The sequence below is a fragment of the Kluyvera ascorbata genome (genome assembly GCF_023195735.1).
GTDB lineage: Bacteria > Pseudomonadota > Gammaproteobacteria > Enterobacterales > Enterobacteriaceae > Kluyvera > Kluyvera ascorbata.
The window spans coordinates 155,731-173,016 of sequence record NZ_CP096201.1 but is presented as its reverse complement, the minus strand read 5'-3'; the positions used below and the strand labels follow the sequence as shown (position 1 = coordinate 173,016).

Below are 17,286 nucleotides of genomic sequence, written 5' to 3'. Positions count from 1 at the left end.
TCCCGGCGGCACTGCGTTTGGCCGGGCTACAATGATGTCAGGCACAAAAAAAGCAGAACGCGAACGTTCTGCTTTTTTTAATACTGAGCCAGAATTACATCGCAGCGCGGAAAATCGCCATGATCTCTTCGTGAGTCGCCTGGATAGGGTTGGTGAAGCCGCACGCATCTTTCAGCGCGTTGGTTGCCAGCACCGGGATATCCTCTTCTTTCACGTTCAGGTCACGCAGACCGGCTGGAATATTCACCTGACGCGCCAGTTTACGAATTGCGTCAACGCATGCCGCCGCGCCCTGCTCGTCGTTCATTGCGCTCACGTCGATATTCATCGCCTTCGCGCAATCACGCAGACGTGCCGCAGCCACTTTGCTGTTGAACACCTGAACGTGCGGCAGCAGCACCGCGTTACATACACCGTGCGGCAGGTCGTAGAAACCGCCCAACTGGTGCGCCATCGCGTGAACGTAGCCCAGGGAAGCGTTGTTAAACGCCATGCCCGCCAGGAACTGCGCATAGGCCATCGCTTCACGCGCTTCGCTGTTGCTACCGTTTTCGACGGCAGTCGGCAGGTTTTCAACAATCATGGTGATCGCTTTCAGCGCACAGGCATCGGTTATCGGCGTTGCGGCGATAGAAACGTAGGCTTCAATCGCGTGGGTCAGCGCATCCATACCGGTGGCGGCGGTCAGCCCTTTCGGCATACCTTCCATCAGGGAAGAGTCGTTCACGGACAGCACTGGTGTCACGTGTTTGTCGACAATCGCCATTTTGATATGACGCGTTACATCAGTGATGATGCAGAAACGGGTCATTTCAGACGCCGTACCCGCGGTGGTGTTAATCGCGATCATCGGCAGCTGCGGTTTAGCAGAGCGGTCAACGCCTTCGTAGTCACGAATATCGCCACCGTTCGAGGCCACCAGCGCGATCCCTTTCGCGCAGTCGTGCGGAGAACCGCCGCCCAGAGAGATGACCCAATCGCAATCATTGGCGCGCAGCATTTCCAGCCCCTCTTCAACGTTGACCGTTGTTGGGTTCGGATGGGTGCCATCGAACACCACGCTCAGGATGTCGAATTCCTGCAGACGTTTCTGGATATTGCCCGCCACGCCCAGCTTGTTCAGCACTGCATCGGTGACAATCAGCGCACGACGATAGCCGTACTCTTTCATTGTGTTCATTGCGTCATTTAACGCGCCATTACCGATGACATTCACAGATGGAATGAAAAAAGTCGATGCAGCCATGATAGTTCCTTTATTTAATAAGCAGGCTGTTGAGGCTATAGCAATATTCGTCGAGAAAACCCGATCAAGTTGGCATTTTCGTCTATGGAAAAAATAAAAAGCACGCCATGTTATTGTTTATGGCATGCTTTTTAGATTTTTATATATCTATGTATTATGTTTTATATATTTTCGCACTGTTTTGTTAATTTTTATTATCCGGGAACAGTAGCGCATCGCGTAATAAATGGTCATTCCCACGACGGCGGGTAAAACCAATACGGTTAAAATATTCGAGAATTTGAATCGCCAGCTTACGACCTACATTAAGCTTGTCGCGGAAGTCCGCCGCGCAGGTTGAGCCTTTTTCCTGATCGAGTTCGCGGATCATACTCGCAAAGGTCACTATCCGGTCGTTGCGGTAATAGCGGTCTTTGACAATCGCGGTAATCATCCCCTGCTGCGCCGCCAGGCGTAATACGCTACGCATGGTGTTCTCATCGGTGCCGGTTTGCGTTGCCAGGTCACGCACCCACCAGGGTTCGTCGCCAAACAGCGGCGCAGCTTTCTGCCACGCCGCCTGCTGCTCGTCGGTAAATCCGGCTTTATGATCCGGCAGATGCAACCAGCCGTGATGGCTGGCAATCACGCCGCTTTCACGCATCTGCTCGATAAGCGTCAGCACCAGCGCTTCGTCTTCCATCGGCAGAGCGATGCGGCGTAAACGCTCGCGCCCTGGGCCCGGCTCGTCTTTATGTTGCTCATGATAGGTCGCCAGCGCGTCCATCAGTTTACGCTGCCAGCGGGCCGCCAGCGGCGCATCCAGCAGGCTATCGCCCGCGAGAATAAAGCCCGGCTGGGCAATCAGTTTCTCAAGACCCTGGGTACTCAACTGACGCGCCCAGGCAAAATCACGCAGATTCACCGCATCGCGGGTCAAATGGACTGCCAGCGCCTGCGCATCTTCTTTAGCCAGCGCCAGCGCGGCAATCCACGCCAGATACTCGGGCTTGCGCTTACCACGGCGCGGCGAGTTGAGCGTCACCACGCGCGCCCCGGCCAGCGTCACTTTTGCCGAGATATCGCGCAGTACCAGCCGGTCGTTGTCCGCCAGCCACAGCGGCGCATCGAGCACCAGCTCAGCCAGGTTATCTTCCAGCAGCGACACGCGACCGGTGATATGGCTGGCCGCATGGTGAATGTGCAGCGGCTGCCACTGGGTCAGCGGCACGTGGCTTTGCAACTCGACAATCACCCGCTCGGACGGCGCAGGCGGTGCCTCACTCAGCAGCCAGTCTCCGCGGTTAAGATCTTCTTTTTGCGCCGCACCGGCGATATTCAGCGCGATACGCTGGCCGCCGTGGGCCTGCTCCACCGGCTGGTTCTGCGCATGCAGACCGCGAACGCGCATCGGCGTGTCCATGCCGGTCAGCCATAAAGTGTCGCCCACACGCACATCGCCCGACAGCGCCGTACCGGTCACTACCAGCCCTGCGCCCTTAACAGTAAACGCGCGGTCAATCGCCAGACGAAAACGCTGATTCTCCGGATGTTCGCGAGCGATCAGCTGGCGCAAATGATCGCGCAGCTCGTCAATGCCGCGGTTTTCCGTGGCAGCGGTTTCAAACAGCGTCGCCTGCTCAAAACCGTATTCACGCAGTACATCGACAACTTCACGGCGAACGTCGTCGATACGGGCAGTATCTACGCGATCCACCTTGGTTAGCGCCACGGTCAGCGTCGGGTTACCCGTCAGCTGGAGAATCGCCAGATGTTCACGGGTTTGCGCCATCACGCCGTCATCACATGCCACCACCAGCAGAGCGTGGTCAATGCCGCCAACGCCAGCCAGCATATTGGAGAGGAATTTTTCATGCCCGGGCACGTCGATAAAGCCCAGTACGCGACCATCAGGCTGCGGCCAGTAGGCGTAGCCGAGGTCAATCGTCATACCGCGGGATTTCTCTTCCGGCAGGCGGTCGGCGTTAATGCCGGTGATCGCCTGCAGCAGGGTGGTTTTGCCGTGGTCAACGTGACCGGCGGTGGCAATAATCATTTCAGCAACATCTCCAGGAAACGGGGTTCATCTTCAAGGCAGCGCAAATCAAGCCAAAGACGCCCATCATAAATTCGGCCAATCACCGGGACGGGCAGGCTACGCCAGGCGGTAGAGAGCGCTTCAAGTCGGCTCCCTTTACCATCCAGCGGGGTCAGCGCAATCGCCGCGCTCGGCAGGCTTTCGGACGGCAGGGAACCGCTGCCAATCTGCGACGCACACGGCATCACCTGCACCGCAAACTCATCGCCATAGCGCTGACTCAGCGGTTCACGCAGGCGCAGCGCCTGCTGGTGAATCTCTTCTTCCGTGCGGCTTAACAGGCGCAGGGTCGGGAGTTCAGCCGCCAGCTTTTCCGGGTGTAAATACAAGCGTAAGGTGGCTTCCAGCGCGGCCAATGTCATTTTATCGGCACGCAGCGCGCGCTTGAGCGGATGCTGCTGTAGCTGGGCTATCAACGCTTTTTTGCCGACGATAATGCCGGCCTGCGGGCCGCCAAGCAGTTTATCACCGGAAAAACTAACCAGACTCACGCCTGCGGCAATCATCTCCTGCGGCATCGGTTCTTTCGGCAGACCGTAACGGCTGAGATCGATAAGCGAACCGCTGCCGAGATCCGCCACCACCGGCACGCCAAGCTCGCGGCCAATCTCCGCCAGCTCCGCTTCTTCTACCGATTTGGTAAAGCCTTCAATGCTGTAGTTGCTGGTATGCACCTTCATCAGCAACGCGGTGTTATCGTTAAATGCCTGACGGTAATCTTTCGCATGAGTACGGTTAGTGGTGCCAACTTCATGCAGTACGCAGCCAGCCTGACGCATCACGTCGGGAATGCGAAACGCACCGCCAATCTCCACCAGTTCGCCGCGTGAAACGACCACTTCTTTACCGCTTGCCGTTGCTGCCAGCATCAGCAGTACCGCCGCGGCGTTGTTATTCACGATACAGGCATCTTCCGCGCCGGTTATCCGGCACAGCAGGTCGGCCAGCGCACGGTCGCGGTGGCCGCGTCCTGCGCCGTCTAAATCATATTCCAGCGTCACCGGGTCGCGCATCGCCTGGGTGACGGCATCAATCGCCGCCTGCGCCTGCTGCGCGCGTCCAAGGTTGGTATGCAATACGGTGCCCGTCAGGTTGATTACCGGGCGTAATGCGCTTTGCGCATCGCGGCTCAGACGACGCTGCGTCTCCTGCGACCAATCCGCGCTCCAGGCGGGGAGCGTCTGCTGCTCACGAATGCAAAGGCGCGCCTCATCCTGCATCTGGCGAAGCTGTTCCACCACCTGCGAGTGGCCGTGGGCATCAAGTAAACGGGCAAAAGCGGGATCGCGGAGCAGGCGATCGGTCGCGGGAAGCTGGCTGTAGAGCGAACGGGTATCGGTAGTCATGAGTCGGCCTGACGGTTAAATGTTACCCCTCCCGACGGGAGAGGGAGTCATAAGGGAGGGATTGTACAATGTACAGCGGCTCCGCGTTATAGCGTTCAATCAAGCCTTTGGCGGTTCGGTGCGCGCAAAACTCTCACGCAGGAAGAGCGTTTCCGCCAATTTCACAAGGTGAGGTCTCTCCACGCACCAGCCCGGCGCAATGCGGCGGAAGTTCAGATAGCCAATCGCGCAGGCAATAGCGATGGTCGCGAGGTTCAGGGTGTCAGTCTTCAGCGTACCGTCGGCCAGATAGCCTTCCAGCGCATCCAGGCTGCGGCTTATCTTCTCACGCTGGCGCAGCACTTCGGCTTCCGATTGTTGTGCTGCCGGACGCGCCTGTTCACGTACAGAGGCAAGGCCAGCATCCATAATGCCGTCAGCCAGCGATTCCATCTGGCGCACTTTCAGTGCGGCAAGCGGTTCACGCGGCACCATCTCCGGCGCCACGCCCAACAGCTCGATGTACTCGGCGATAATCGGCGAATCAAACCAGCACTGGCCGTCGTCCGTCACCAGCGCGGGCACCTTACCTAGCGGGTTGTACTGTGCCACGCCGTTTTCGGCGTTGTAGGGCTGTTCGTTAACAAACTCAAAGGCGATCCCCTTTTCCAGTAAGAGGACCGATATTTTGCGTACAAATGGGCTGGTGTAGCTGCCGACCAGTTTCATCATCATCTCCTTTGCGCCAACAAAGTAATCAGTATGGCTCAGCTCGCTGCTTTCGCCTTCTGGTTTTTACCTGCTTGGTTCTCCAGATAGAGATAATGTATCCAACTGCCATGCACAAAATGCATGGACGACATGCTTGAAGTAAACGCTAGCCCGCCGCGATAGCGACGCTATTTTTTCTCTGTATCGACAGGACGATACAGGTTGCGATAGTAGGCCAGACGCTCAAGGAACATCTCGGCTTTGTCCTCCGGTATGTCATTAGGCACCTGATTATTTTCCGGTTTCTTATGCAGATACTCGACAAATGCCTGGCTGGAGGCCATGAAATCGACGGCCTTATCGATAATCCGCGGAATGTTTTCACCCATTTTATTGCTCATCGCATGTCCTCCTCATCGATTAACCTTATTCTAAGAATGGATAAAAAGACGCCAGGCGGTTGAGGAAAATGTGCGGATTTTTATCGCTTATTTTCAAAAAAGCGATCGTGTTAACTCATTTTTGATATTACCTTTAAATTCATATCGTTAGATAAGTAACATACTTATTATCACGCGAAGAAACTTCTCCATTTTGTATAATTAACTACCAGAAATGAGCTACAACGCGCATACTAGGGGTTATTACGTCTATTTTGTTATCAGATACCAGCAACATGAAAGAAATCGAAAAGAACGAAATTAAACGCCTGAGCGACATGCTTGACGCTATCCGCCACCAGCAGGCCGCGCTGTCTCTGGTAGAAGGTGCCGAGAAGTACGCCGAGCTTGAGGTTGAAAAAACCAAACTTGAAACGGAAATCGCGCGTCTGCGTGAAGTCCGCACTCAGAAACTCAGCAAAGAAGCGCAGCAGCTGACTAAACTGCCGTTCAGCCGCGCGATTACCAAAAAAGAACAGGCCGACATGGGCAAGCTGAAGAAAAGCGTCCGTGGTCTGGTTGTCGTGCACCCAATGAGCGCGCTTGGCCGCGAAATGGGTCTGCAGGAGATGACAGGGTTCGCCAAGAGCGAGTTCTGATTCCCCTCCCCTTAACCTTCTCCCGCCCGGGGGAAGGTTTTGTTTTTCTCTGAAATCCCCCAAACCAATTGGCCCAACCAATTTCACAACCAAATCTCTATTGGTTCACAATTCCATAATCTTTAATCACAAAGCGATTGCTAGAACATAACAATTGGTTAACCATTCATTGGCATTATCCCTACATCACCATATTGGCAGGGCCACTTTTACACAAACCGTGACGCAGAGCTGAGCATAGACTCACCGCAACCGGCGCGTGTGGCCCCCTGGAGACCTGCATGAGCCTCTGGCAACAAAACTACGATCCGGCTGGGAATATCTGGTTATCCAGCCTGATAGCATCGCTTCCGATTCTGTTCTTCTTCTTCGCGCTGATTAAGCTCAAGCTGAAAGGCTATGTCGCGGCAAGCTGGACGGTGTTTATCGCGCTGGCCGTGGCGCTGCTGTTCTACAAGATGCCGGTCGACCGCGCCCTAGCCTCGGTTGTTTACGGCTTCTTCTACGGCCTGTGGCCAATTGCCTGGATAATTATCGCCGCTGTTTTCGTCTACAAAATCTCGGTGAAGACCGGGCAGTTCGACATTATTCGTTCGTCGATCCTCTCGATTACGCCAGACCAGCGTCTGCAAATGCTGATTGTTGGCTTCTCCTTCGGCGCATTCCTCGAAGGGGCGGCGGGCTTTGGCGCACCGGTGGCGATTACCGCCGCGCTGCTGGTTGGCCTTGGCTTTAACCCGCTGTATGCCGCGGGCCTGTGCCTTATCGTCAACACCGCGCCGGTGGCGTTCGGTGCGATGGGTATTCCGATTCTGGTTGCCGGTCAGGTGACCGGGCTTGATAGTTTCCACATCGGTCAGATGGTTGGCCGTCAGCTGCCGTTCCTGACGATTATCGTACTGTTCTGGATCATGGCGATTATGGATGGCTGGCGCGGCGTCAAAGAGACCTGGCCGGCGGTGATGGTGGCGGGTGGCTCGTTTGCTATCGCCCAGTACCTCAGCTCTAACTTCCTCGGGCCGGAACTGCCGGACATTATCTCTTCGCTGGTGTCACTGGTGTGCCTGACGCTGTTCCTCAAGCGCTGGCAGCCGGTGCGTATTTTCCGCTTTGGCGATATGGGCGCTTCGCAGGTCGATATGGATCTGTCGCGCACCCGCTACACCGCAGGACAAGTGGTTCGCGCCTGGTCACCGTTCCTGTTCCTGACCGCGACCGTCACGCTGTGGAGCATTCCGCCGTTTAAAGCGTTATTCGCCCCAGGCGGCGCGATGTACGATCTGGTTATCAACATCTCGGTACCGTTCCTCGACAAGATGGTTGCACGCATGCCGCCGGTTGTTAGCCAGGCGACCGCCTATGCGGCGGTGTATAAGTTCGACTGGCTTTCCGCCACCGGCACCGCGATTCTGTTTGCCGCCCTGCTCTCTATCGTCTGGCTGCGTATGAAGCCGAAAGAGGCTATCAACACCTTCGGCTCCACGCTGAAAGAGCTGGCGTTACCGATTTACTCCATCGGCATGGTGCTGGCGTTCGCCTTTATTTCGAATTACTCCGGCCTGTCGTCGACGCTGGCACTGGCGCTGGCGCATACCGGTCACGCCTTTACCTTCTTCTCACCGTTCCTCGGTTGGCTCGGCGTGTTCCTGACTGGTTCAGACACCTCCTCCAACGCATTGTTCGCCGCGCTTCAGGCTACCGCCGCGCAGCAAATTGGCGTGTCGGACGTGCTGCTGGTTGCGGCCAACACCACCGGCGGCGTGACCGGGAAGATGATTTCACCGCAGTCTATCGCCATTGCCTGTGCGGCGGTCGGCCTGGTGGGTAAAGAGTCTGACCTGTTCCGCTTTACCGTGAAACACAGCCTGATCTTCACCTGTATGGTGGGCGTGATAACGACGCTGCAGGCTTACGTCTTAACCTGGATGATTCCGTGATAATACTGCCCAAACGTCTGTCAGACGATGTCGCCTGCCGCGTGCGGGCATTGATTGAAGAACAGCAACTGGAGGCGGGGATGCGATTACCCGCCGAAAGAAAGCTGGCAGCCCAGCTTGGCGTCTCGCGCAACTCTCTGCGCGAAGCGCTGGCGAAGCTGGTGAGCGAAGGATTGCTGCTCAGCCGTCGCGGCGGCGGCACCTTCGTGCGCTGGCAGCATGAGGGCTGGTCTGAACAGAATATTGTGCAACCGCTGAAAACTCTGCTGGCCGATGACCCGGACTACAGCTTCGATATCCTCGAAGCCCGCCACGCCATTGAAGCCAGCACCGCATGGTACGCCGCGATGCGCGCGACCGATGCCGATAAAGAAAAAATCCGCCTCTGCTTTGAAGCGACACAAAGCGACGACCCGGACCTCGCCTCACAGGCCGACGTTCGCTTTCATCTGGCCATTGCCGAGGCGTCCCATAACGTGGTGCTGCTGCAAACCATGCGCGGCTTTTTCGACCTGCTGCAGTCTTCGGTTATTCAGAGCCGCGAGCGCATGTATCTGGTGCCGCCGGTCTTTGCGAAGCTCACCGAACAGCATCTGGCCATCCTCGACGCCATTACCGCTGGCGATGCTGAAGGCGCGCGTCAGGCGATGATGGCGCACCTCGGCTTTGTCCACACCACTATTAAACGTTTTGATGAAGACCTGGCCCGCCAGGCGCGGAGTACCCGCCTGCCCGACGACCACACTGAACTTTCCAGGGAGAAAAAAGCATGATTATTTCCGCCGCGAGTGACTACCGTGCCGCTGCCCAGCGCATTCTGCCGCCGTTTCTGTTCCACTACATTGACGGTGGCGCGTATGCGGAACACACCCTGCGCCGCAACGTGGAAGACCTGTCAGATGTGGCGCTGCGTCAGCGCATCCTGAGAAATATGTCCGACCTGAGCCTCGAAACCACGCTGTTCAAAGAGCAGCTCTCGATGCCGGTGGCGCTGGCGCCGGTTGGTCTGTGCGGCATGTACGCTCGTCGCGGTGAGGTTCAGGCCGCCGCCGCCGCCGATGCCAAAGGCATTCCGTTTACGCTTTCCACCGTGTCAGTCTGCCCGATTGAAGAGGTCGCGCCGACCATCAAGCGCCCGATGTGGTTCCAGCTGTACGTTCTGCGCGATCGCGGCTTTATGCGCAACGCCCTGGAGCGCGCCAAAGCGGCAGGCTGTTCAACGTTGGTCTTTACCGTCGATATGCCAACCCCAGGCGCGCGCTACCGCGATGCGCACTCCGGCATGAGCGGCCCGAACGCCGCCATGCGCCGCTACTGGCAGGCCGCCACACATCCACAATGGGCATGGGACGTCGGTCTGAACGGTCGTCCGCACGATTTAGGCAATATCTCCACCTACCTCGGCAAACCAACCGGGCTGGAAGATTACATCGGCTGGCTGGCGAATAACTTCGATCCGTCTATTTCGTGGAAAGACCTGGAGTGGATCCGCGAATTCTGGGATGGCCCGATGGTGATCAAAGGGATCCTCGACCCGGAAGATGCCCGCGACGCGGTACGCTTCGGCGCCGACGGGATCGTTGTCTCTAACCATGGCGGCCGTCAGCTTGACGGCGTACTCTCCTCCGCCCGCGCGCTACCGGCAATTGCTGACGCCGTAAAAGGCGATATTACGATCCTGGCCGACAGCGGTATTCGTAACGGTCTGGACGTAGTGCGCATGATTGCGCTGGGCGCAGATAGCGTGCTGCTGGGACGTGCGTATTTGTATGCGCTCGCGACTCACGGCCAAGCGGGTGTCGCTAACCTGCTGAATCTGGTTGAGAAAGAGATGAAGGTGGCGATGACGCTGACAGGGGCAAAATCGATTAACGAGATTAGCCGCGATTCGCTGGTGCAGAGTGCGGAAGTGGCGCAGGCGTTTGGGGCTATTCAGCAGGGGAGCGCGGCGTAGGTCTGTACGGTTTCCCCCCTCACCCTAACCCTCTCCCCAGAGGGGCGAGGGGACGGTTTTGTATCGTTTGCTCGCTCGCGGACCGGTTCTTCTCCCTCTCCCTTTCAGGTAGAGGGCCGGGGTGAGGGTTTCCCCAAATTCTGCTATCCTGCCCCCCGCAATCCAAGGGGGCAGCATGCTTAACATCGTTTTATTCGAACCTGAAATCCCGCCCAATACCGGGAATATCATCCGTCTTTGCGCCAACACCGGTTTTCGTCTGCACATCATCGAACCAATGGGCTTTGCCTGGGACGACAAACGCCTACGCCGCGCCGGGCTGGACTACCACGAGTTCACCGCTGTCACGCGCTATGCCGATTACGCCGCGTTTGTTGAGAGCGAAAATCCGCAGCGTCTGTTTGCCCTGACCACCAAAGGCACGCCCGCGCACAGCGCGGTGAGCTATCAGGACGGTGACTATCTGATGTTTGGTCCGGAAACCCGCGGGCTGCCCGCGACCATTCTGGACGCACTGCCGCCTGAGCAAAAAATTCGTATTCCAATGATGCCGGATAGCCGCAGCATGAACCTGTCGAACGCGGTGTCGGTGGTGGTGTATGAGGCGTGGCGCCAGCTGGGGTATCCGGGCGCGGTATTGCGCAGTTGATATTTGCCGGATGGCGGCTACGCCTTATCCGGCCTACGGTGTGGTAGGCCCGGTAAGCGCAGCGCCACCGGGCAAAGAATCAAATCCCGTCGCCGTACTCAAATCCGTGGTTGATGCCGTTGAAGTGCTGGTCCATATCCATTGCCGGTTTGTCCGACTCCGGCTTACCAACGATACGCGCCGGTACACCCGCCGCGGTAGTGTGTGGTGGGACAGGCTGAAGAACCACGGAACCCGCGCCAATCTTCGCACCGCGACCTACTTCGATATTGCCGAGGATCTTCGCCCCGGCGCCAATCATCACGCCTTCGCGGATTTTTGGGTGACGGTCGCCGCTGGTTTTACCGGTACCGCCAAGGGTAACGGACTGTAGGATAGAGACGTCGTTTTCAATAACGGCCGTTTCACCCACTACAATACCGGTCGCATGGTCGAGCATGATGCCACGGCCAATCTTCGCCGCTGGGTGAATATCCACCTGGAACGACACCGATACCTGATTTTGCAGGAAAATGGCCAGCGCGCGTCGCCCTTGCCCCCACAGCCAATGGCCAATGCGATAGGCTTGTAACGCGTGGAAGCCTTTCAGGTACAGCAGCGGCGTTGAGTATTTGTCGACCGCCGGGTCGCGGGTGCGCACGGCCTGGATATCACAGGCGGCAGAGGCGATCATTTCCGGGTCGGCGGCGTAGGCTTCCTCTACCACTTCGCGAATGGCGATGGCGGGCATAATCGGTGAAGCCAGTTTGTTGGCAAGCATGTAGCTTAAGGCACTGCCGAGATTTTCGTGCTTGAGTAGCGTCGCATGATAGAAGCTGGCGAGCATAGGCTCACAGTCCGCCAGAGCCCTGGCTTCCGCTTTAATATTGTTCCAGACAATTTCCAGTTCTTCACACGACATTGCTTACTCCAGACATATTGGAACGATCGGCAAGTCTGCGCTTGCCGGATCGTCGGGATGACAAAGGTTTCCTGCGATTAGTTGCCGCTATGCTCATCCTTGCGTGCACGACCTAATAAGGTCAATGCTGCCTCGCGCGCGTTTTTTCCGCAATATAATACCTGATAAATTTCCTCGGTTATTGGCATTTCGACACCTACACGGTGCGCCAACTCGCGGACTTCTTTGGTATTACGGTAACCTTCGACCACCTGGCCAATACTGTCTTGCGCTTCCTGAACCTGTGCCCCTTTCCCGAGCGCCATACCGAAACGACGGTTGCGCGACTGGTTGTCGGTACAGGTCAGCACTAAATCACCGAGCCCTGCCATGCCCATAAAGGTCACCGGGTCTGCACCCAGCGCCACGCCAAGGCGTGACATTTCAGTCAACCCACGGGTGATAAGCGCCGTACGCGCGTTCGCGCCAAAGCCGATGCCGTCAGAGATGCCTGCGCCAATCGCAATCACGTTTTTCACCGCGCCGCCCAACTGGACGCCGATGAAATCCGGGTTGCTATACACGCGGAAGCTCTTACCGCAGTGCAGCAGCTGCTGCAAATCGTCGGCAAAGACCGGGTCCGTCGCCGCCAGCGAAATCGCCGTTGGCAAACCGGCGGCCAGCTCTTTGGCAAACGTCGGTCCAGAAATCACCGCCAGCGGAATATCCGGGCCCAGCGCTTCACGCGCCACGTCCTGCAGCAGGCGACCAGTTTCAGCCTCCAGCCCTTTCGTTGCCCAGACCAGACGAGCATCAGGACGCAGCAGCGGTTTCATCTGACGTAATACGTCGCCAAATACATGGCTTGGCACCACCACCAGAATATCGCGACTGGCGGCCAGCGCGGTCGCTAGGTCGCTTTCGAGGTGGAGCGTATCGGGGAACGGAACGTCGGGAAGGAATGCCGCGTTGCAGCGATCGTGCTGTAGCATCGCGACATGGTTGGGATCGTGGCCCCAGAGTATAACCGGATGGCCATTTCTTGCCACGGTGATGGCAAGAGCGGTGCCGTACGAGCCGGCACCGATCACAGTCATTGAAGCATTAAGTGCGTTCATCAGGCATCCTGATGTTGTTCTGCACCTTCGCCAGCCTGCTGTTGCAGATAGTTCATGAACAGCGCATCAAAGTTAACCGGCGCAAGGTTCAGCTGTGGGAAAGTCCCACGGGAAACCAGGCTGGTGATGCATTCACGCGCATACGGGAACAGGATGTTCGGGCAGTATGCACCCAGGCAATGGGCCATCTGAGTCCCTTCGATACCTTCGATAGAGAAGATACCCGCCTGTTGAGTTTCGCACAGGAACGCAGTTTCTTCGCCAAGGCTCGCCGTTACGGTGACACGCAGCACCACTTCATACACGCCGTCAGCCAGTTGGTTGGAAGCGGTATCAAGATCAAGTTTAACCTCTGGCTGCCAATCTTTCTGGAAAACGTGTGGCGCATTTGGTGCTTCGAAAGAAACATCTTTGGTGTAAATGCGCTGAATCTGGAAAGCCATTTCTGCGTTGTTTTGTTCTGACATGTGTAAAAACCCTTTCGTGTTGTCCTTAAAAAAAGCGGAATGCCTCACGCCCGCCCAGGTCAGGCGTGAACGCTTCGCAAAGCATTAGCGCAGCAGGGGATCGAGTCCACCACGTGCATCAAGCGCATACAAGTCGTCGCAGCCGCCAATGTGCTGTGCATCAATAAAAATCTGCGGAACCGTCGTGCGGCCGCTGCGCTGAATCATCTCTTCGCGCTTTTCGGCGTTGCCGTCGATTGGCAGTTCTTCGAAGGTGACGCCTTTTTCAGCCAGCAGCGCTTTTGCACGATGGCAATAAGGGCATGTCGCTTTGGTATAGATTTCAATCTTGGCCATTACAGCTCTCCTGACGTTACCCGATCTACGAGTCGGTATTATTTGCCGCGAACCAGAGGCAGGTTTTCACCGCTCCAGCCTGCGATACCTTCTTTCAGTACGAAGACTTTTTCAAAGCCCGCTTTCAGCAGCGCGCTAGCAGACTCAGTTGCCTGCATGCCGGAGCCGTCGGTGACGATAACCGGTTTGTCTTTGTGTTTTTCCAGCTCGCCGACGTTGTTGGCTTTGATTTCAGCCGGCAGCAGGTTCACGGAACCGGCAATGTGGCCTTTACGGAAATCATCACGCTGGCGCAGGTCGACGACAATCGCGTCTTCTTTGTTAATCAAACGGGTCGCTTCACCACGGTTGATGACCTTAACTTTAGACATCAGCCCTTTAAAGGTGGTGAACAGCACGGCCGCCAGCAGCGCGATCCACGCGATGCTCAGCACAGGGTGACGACCAACAAATTGCATAATCTCTTGCATGGGGGGTAACAGCTCCCGACGTGTAATGTTTAAAAACCAGGGATGGAGTATACCTGCGGCGTGGCGCAAATACAGCCAGCGCGCGCGATGTAATGTGTTTTCTGCGGAGTGCTACGGAAAAAAGGGAGGTTTTGTACGTTTTTCAGCGCCCATCTCCCCGCTTTCTTTGATCTCTCGTTGTTATTTTATCGATTCAGCTGTAGTAAAATTACGCAAATTTTCTGTCTTTAGAGCATGAGGTTGTCGCAATGTCGGTTACTAAAAAACCTATGGTACTGGTGATTCTGGATGGCTACGGCTACCGCGAAGAGCATCAGGATAACGCTATTTACAGCGCTAAAACTCCGGTTATGGACGCGCTGTGGGCAAAACGTCCGCATACCCTGATCCACGCTTCTGGCCTGGAAGTCGGTCTGCCAGACGGTCAGATGGGTAACTCTGAAGTCGGTCACGTGAACCTGGGCGCAGGCCGTATCGTGTATCAGGACCTGACCCGTCTTGACGTCGAAATCAAAGAGCGCACTTTCTTCGCTAACCCGGTGCTGTCTGGCGCGGTAGACAAAGCCGTCGCTGCGGGTAAAGCGGTACACATCATGGGCCTGCTGTCCGCCGGTGGCGTACACAGCCATGAAGACCACATCATGGCAATGGTAGAGCTGGCCGCTGAACGTGGCGCAGAAAAAATCTACCTGCACGCGTTCCTCGACGGTCGCGACACCCCACCGCGCAGCGCCAATGGCTCCCTGCAGAAATTTGAAGAGAAATTTGCCGCGCTGGGCAAAGGCCGCGTGGCCTCTATCATCGGTCGTTACTATGCGATGGACCGTGATAACCGTTGGGATCGCGTTGAACAAGCTTACAACCTGCTGGTTGAAGCCAAAGGCGAATTCCAGGCTGACACCGCGGTTGCCGCGCTGGAAGCTGCCTACGCTCGCGATGAAAACGATGAATTCGTGAAAGCCACCGTTATCCGTGCAGCCGGCCAGGCCGATGCCGCAATGGAAGACGGCGATGCGCTGATCTTCATGAACTTCCGTGCTGACCGTGCGCGTGAAATCACCCGCGCGTTCGTGAACGCCGACTTCGACGGCTTCAAACGCCACAAAGAAGTGAAGCTGGGCGATTTCATCATGCTGACCGAATACGCAGCAGACATCAAAGCACCTTGCGCTTACCCACCAGCCTCCCTGGAAAATACCTTCGGTGAGTGGATGGCGAAGCATGAGAAAACGCAGCTGCGCATCTCCGAAACCGAGAAATACGCGCACGTGACCTTCTTCTTCAACGGCGGCGTAGAAGAGCCGTTCAAAGGCGAAGATCGCATCCTGATCAACTCCCCGAAAGTGGCGACCTACGACCTGCAGCCGGAAATGAGCTCCGCTGAGCTGACCGAGAAGCTGGTTGCCGCTATCGAAAGCGGTAAGTACGACACCATCATCTGTAACTATCCGAACGGCGATATGGTTGGCCATACCGGCGTGATGGAAGCTGCGGTGAAAGCGGTTGAAGCGCTGGATCACTGCCTGGATGAAGTGACTCGTGCGGTCGAGAAAGTAGGCGGCCAGCTGCTGGTTACCGCTGACCACGGCAACGCTGAGCAGATGCGTGACCCGGCTACCGGCCAGGCGCACACTGCACACACCAGCCTGCCGGTTCCGCTGATCTACGTTGGCGATAAAACCGTTAAAGCGGTGGAAGGCGGCAAGCTCTCCGATATCGCGCCAACCATGCTGACGCTGATGGGGATGGAAATCCCGCAACAGATGACTGGTAAGCCGCTGTTCATCGTGGAATAATCCCTCCCCATGAGGGGAAAGGCGATTTATTCCATTAAATGGGCCGAGGCGACGCTTCGGTCCACGTTCTACGCCAGCGCGCTCAGCGCTGGCGTATTGCTGTGCGCCGCGCCCGCCCATGCGGACGACCGTTCACAGCTCCAGTCTATTCAGGCCGATATCGCCGCCAAAGAGCGCGCGGTACGCCAACAGCAACAACAACGCGCTACCCTTCTCGCCCAGCTTAAAGCGCAGGAACAGGCCATTGCCGCCGCCGCGCGTCAGCTCCGTGAAACGCAAAACTCACTGGCGCAGCTTAACGCGCAGATTGCCGAGATGAACGCCTCCATCGCCAAGCTGGAAAAACAGCGGGCGGCGCAGGAGCGTAATCTGGCCGCACAGCTTGATGCCGCATTCCGTCAGGGCGAGCACACCGGCATTCAGCTTATCCTCAGCGGTGAAGAGAGCCAGCGCGGCCAACGCCTGCAGGCCTACTTTGGCTACCTGAACCAGGCACGCCAGGAAACTATCGCCGAGCTTAAGCAGACCCGCGAAGAAGTCGCCGCGCAGAAAACCGAGCTTGAAGAGAAGCAGAGCGAACAGCAAACGCTGCTGTACGAGCAGAAAGCCCAGCAGGCCAAACTCGAAGCGGCGCGTAATGAACGTCAGAAAACCATTTCCGGGCTCGAATCCTCCATTCAGGCAGGCCAACAGCAACTCGGCGAACTGCGCGCCAACGAATCCCGTCTGCGGAGCAGCATTGCCCGCGCGGAGGCTGCTGCTAAAGCCCGCGCCGAACGCGAAGCGCGTGAAGCGGAAGCCGTGCGCAACCGTCAGCAAGAAGCCACCCGTAAAGGCACCACCTACAAACCTTCCGAAAGTGAACGTTCGCTGATGGCCCGTACCGGCGGCCTGGGCGCACCACGTGGTCAGGCTTTCTGGCCCGTACGTGGCACAACGCTTCATCGATATGGCGAACAGCTCCAAGGTGAGCTACGTTGGAAGGGGATGGTGATAAGCGCAGCGGAAGGCACCGAAGTGAAAGCCATCGCCGATGGGCGCGTCATCCTTGCCGACTGGCTTCAGGGTTACGGCCTGGTGGTCGTGGTCGAGCACGGTAAAGGCGATATGAGCCTGTACGGTTATAACCAAAGCGCGCTGGTCAGCGTTGGCACACAGGTGCGCGCCGGTCAGCCTATCGCTCTGGTGGGCAACAGTGGCGGTCAGGGTAGACCGTCGCTCTATTTCGAAATTCGCCGTCAGGGTCAGGCGGTCAATCCACTGCCGTGGTTGGGAAGATAA

17 protein-coding genes are annotated in these 17,286 nt (G+C 57.0%); 7 read left to right on the top strand and 10 right to left on the bottom strand.

What is annotated here, in order from left to right; all coding sequences use genetic code 11:
• Positions 1 to 94 precede the first annotated feature (94 nt).
• The 5 genes from yiaY to MY052_RS00795 form a co-directional block, all read right to left on the bottom strand.
• On the bottom strand, positions 95 to 1,246 hold the full coding sequence (yiaY, locus tag MY052_RS00815) for an L-threonine dehydrogenase (RefSeq protein WP_248538036.1): 1,152 nt from the start codon (positions 1,244 to 1,246) through the stop codon (positions 95 to 97).
• 184 nt (positions 1,247 to 1,430) lie between these two features.
• Positions 1,431 to 3,281, bottom strand: coding sequence for a selenocysteine-specific translation elongation factor (gene selB, locus MY052_RS00810; RefSeq protein ID WP_248538035.1), 1,851 nt, complete (start codon positions 3,279 to 3,281; stop codon positions 1,431 to 1,433).
• Positions 3,278 to 4,669 (bottom strand): L-seryl-tRNA(Sec) selenium transferase, encoded by a 1,392-nt coding sequence (gene selA, locus MY052_RS00805; RefSeq protein WP_202216982.1) that lies wholly within the window; start codon positions 4,667 to 4,669, stop codon positions 3,278 to 3,280. The genes selB and selA overlap by 4 nt, the downstream gene beginning before the upstream one ends.
• A gap of 99 nt (positions 4,670 to 4,768) precedes the next feature.
• Entirely contained in the window at positions 4,769 to 5,377 is a 609-nt protein-coding gene (locus tag MY052_RS00800; RefSeq protein WP_123651079.1) for a glutathione S-transferase, read from the bottom strand.
• Positions 5,378 to 5,547: 170 nt separating this feature from the next.
• Positions 5,548 to 5,760, bottom strand: coding sequence for a hypothetical protein (locus MY052_RS00795; protein ID WP_123651059.1), 213 nt, complete (start codon positions 5,758 to 5,760; stop codon positions 5,548 to 5,550).
• A 275-nt stretch (positions 5,761 to 6,035) separates the two neighbouring features.
• Between MY052_RS00795 and MY052_RS00790 the strand changes: the two genes are divergently transcribed.
• The 5 genes from MY052_RS00790 (at position 6,036) to trmL (ending at position 10,938) form a co-directional block, all read left to right on the top strand.
• Positions 6,036 to 6,398: a YibL family ribosome-associated protein gene (locus MY052_RS00790; protein ID WP_035897274.1), complete on the top strand. Its 363-nt coding sequence runs from the start codon at positions 6,036 to 6,038 to the stop codon at positions 6,396 to 6,398.
• A gap of 281 nt (positions 6,399 to 6,679) precedes the next feature.
• Positions 6,680 to 8,335, top strand: a complete 1,656-nt coding sequence (gene lldP / locus MY052_RS00785) for an L-lactate permease (protein WP_115073677.1) — start codon at positions 6,680 to 6,682, stop codon at positions 8,333 to 8,335.
• The gene (gene lldR, locus MY052_RS00780; protein WP_202216981.1) at positions 8,332 to 9,108 is read left to right on the top strand and encodes a transcriptional regulator LldR; all 777 of its coding nucleotides are present in this window, start codon (positions 8,332 to 8,334) and stop codon (positions 9,106 to 9,108) included. Before lldP ends, lldR begins: the two co-directional genes overlap by 4 nt.
• Entirely contained in the window at positions 9,105 to 10,289 is a 1,185-nt protein-coding gene (gene lldD / locus MY052_RS00775) for an FMN-dependent L-lactate dehydrogenase LldD (protein ID WP_035894710.1), read from the top strand. Before lldR ends, lldD begins: the two co-directional genes overlap by 4 nt.
• A gap of 175 nt (positions 10,290 to 10,464) precedes the next feature.
• Positions 10,465 to 10,938, top strand: coding sequence for a tRNA (uridine(34)/cytosine(34)/5-carboxymethylaminomethyluridine(34)-2'-O)-methyltransferase TrmL (gene trmL, locus MY052_RS00770; RefSeq protein WP_123651055.1), 474 nt, complete (start codon positions 10,465 to 10,467; stop codon positions 10,936 to 10,938).
• 79 nt (positions 10,939 to 11,017) lie between these two features.
• Here trmL and cysE read toward each other — a convergent pair whose 3' ends face one another.
• The 5 genes from cysE to MY052_RS00745 all read right to left on the bottom strand — a co-directional run bounded on the left by cysE (position 11,018) and on the right by MY052_RS00745 (position 14,209).
• Complete coding sequence (cysE, locus tag MY052_RS00765; protein WP_035894708.1) at positions 11,018 to 11,839, bottom strand: serine O-acetyltransferase; 822 nt, start codon at positions 11,837 to 11,839, stop codon at positions 11,018 to 11,020.
• Positions 11,840 to 11,916: 77 nt separating this feature from the next.
• A complete protein-coding gene (gene gpsA, locus MY052_RS00760; protein ID WP_202216980.1) occupies positions 11,917 to 12,936 on the bottom strand; it encodes an NAD(P)H-dependent glycerol-3-phosphate dehydrogenase in 1,020 nt (339 codons plus the stop codon).
• Positions 12,936 to 13,403 carry a protein-export chaperone SecB gene (gene secB, locus MY052_RS00755; RefSeq protein ID WP_035894706.1) on the bottom strand — a complete coding sequence of 156 codons (468 nt, stop codon included), beginning with the start codon at positions 13,401 to 13,403 and terminating at the stop codon, positions 12,936 to 12,938. Before secB ends, gpsA begins: the two co-directional genes overlap by 1 nt.
• Before the next feature lie 84 nt (positions 13,404 to 13,487).
• The gene (gene grxC / locus MY052_RS00750) at positions 13,488 to 13,739 is read right to left on the bottom strand and encodes a glutaredoxin 3 (protein ID WP_035894705.1); all 252 of its coding nucleotides are present in this window, start codon (positions 13,737 to 13,739) and stop codon (positions 13,488 to 13,490) included.
• Between the two features lie 38 nt (positions 13,740 to 13,777).
• Positions 13,778 to 14,209 (bottom strand): rhodanese-like domain-containing protein, encoded by a 432-nt coding sequence (locus tag MY052_RS00745; RefSeq protein ID WP_035894704.1) that lies wholly within the window; start codon positions 14,207 to 14,209, stop codon positions 13,778 to 13,780.
• Between the two features lie 248 nt (positions 14,210 to 14,457).
• Between MY052_RS00745 and gpmM the strand changes: the two genes are divergently transcribed.
• Positions 14,458 to 16,005, top strand: coding sequence for a 2,3-bisphosphoglycerate-independent phosphoglycerate mutase (gene gpmM, locus MY052_RS00740; RefSeq protein ID WP_035894700.1), 1,548 nt, complete (start codon positions 14,458 to 14,460; stop codon positions 16,003 to 16,005).
• Positions 16,006 to 16,014: 9 nt separating this feature from the next.
• Complete coding sequence (gene envC, locus MY052_RS00735; protein ID WP_035894699.1) at positions 16,015 to 17,286, top strand: murein hydrolase activator EnvC; 1,272 nt, start codon at positions 16,015 to 16,017, stop codon at positions 17,284 to 17,286.

Excerpts from the sequence above, each read along its gene's own strand:
- yiaY (WP_248538036.1), bottom strand. The coding sequence starts at position 1,246 with ATGGCTGCATCGACTTTTTTCATTCCATCTGTGAATGTCATCGGTAAT.
- selB (WP_248538035.1), bottom strand. The coding sequence starts at position 3,281 with ATGATTATTGCCACCGCCGGTCACGTTGACCACGGCAAAACCACCCTG.
- selA (WP_202216982.1), bottom strand. The coding sequence starts at position 4,669 with ATGACTACCGATACCCGTTCGCTCTACAGCCAGCTTCCCGCGACCGAT.
- MY052_RS00800 (WP_123651079.1), bottom strand. The coding sequence starts at position 5,377 with ATGAAACTGGTCGGCAGCTACACCAGCCCATTTGTACGCAAAATATCG.
- MY052_RS00795 (WP_123651059.1), bottom strand. The coding sequence starts at position 5,760 with ATGAGCAATAAAATGGGTGAAAACATTCCGCGGATTATCGATAAGGCC.
- MY052_RS00790 (WP_035897274.1), top strand. The coding sequence starts at position 6,036 with ATGAAAGAAATCGAAAAGAACGAAATTAAACGCCTGAGCGACATGCTT.
- lldP (WP_115073677.1), top strand. The coding sequence starts at position 6,680 with ATGAGCCTCTGGCAACAAAACTACGATCCGGCTGGGAATATCTGGTTA.
- lldD (WP_035894710.1), top strand. The coding sequence starts at position 9,105 with ATGATTATTTCCGCCGCGAGTGACTACCGTGCCGCTGCCCAGCGCATT.
- trmL (WP_123651055.1), top strand. The coding sequence starts at position 10,465 with ATGCTTAACATCGTTTTATTCGAACCTGAAATCCCGCCCAATACCGGG.
- cysE (WP_035894708.1), bottom strand. The coding sequence starts at position 11,839 with ATGTCGTGTGAAGAACTGGAAATTGTCTGGAACAATATTAAAGCGGAA.
- gpsA (WP_202216980.1), bottom strand. The coding sequence starts at position 12,936 with ATGAACGCACTTAATGCTTCAATGACTGTGATCGGTGCCGGCTCGTAC.
- secB (WP_035894706.1), bottom strand. The coding sequence starts at position 13,403 with ATGTCAGAACAAAACAACGCAGAAATGGCTTTCCAGATTCAGCGCATT.
- grxC (WP_035894705.1), bottom strand. The coding sequence starts at position 13,739 with ATGGCCAAGATTGAAATCTATACCAAAGCGACATGCCCTTATTGCCAT.
- MY052_RS00745 (WP_035894704.1), bottom strand. The coding sequence starts at position 14,209 with ATGCAAGAGATTATGCAATTTGTTGGTCGTCACCCTGTGCTGAGCATC.
- gpmM (WP_035894700.1), top strand. The coding sequence starts at position 14,458 with ATGTCGGTTACTAAAAAACCTATGGTACTGGTGATTCTGGATGGCTAC.
- envC (WP_035894699.1), top strand. The coding sequence starts at position 16,015 with ATGAGGGGAAAGGCGATTTATTCCATTAAATGGGCCGAGGCGACGCTT.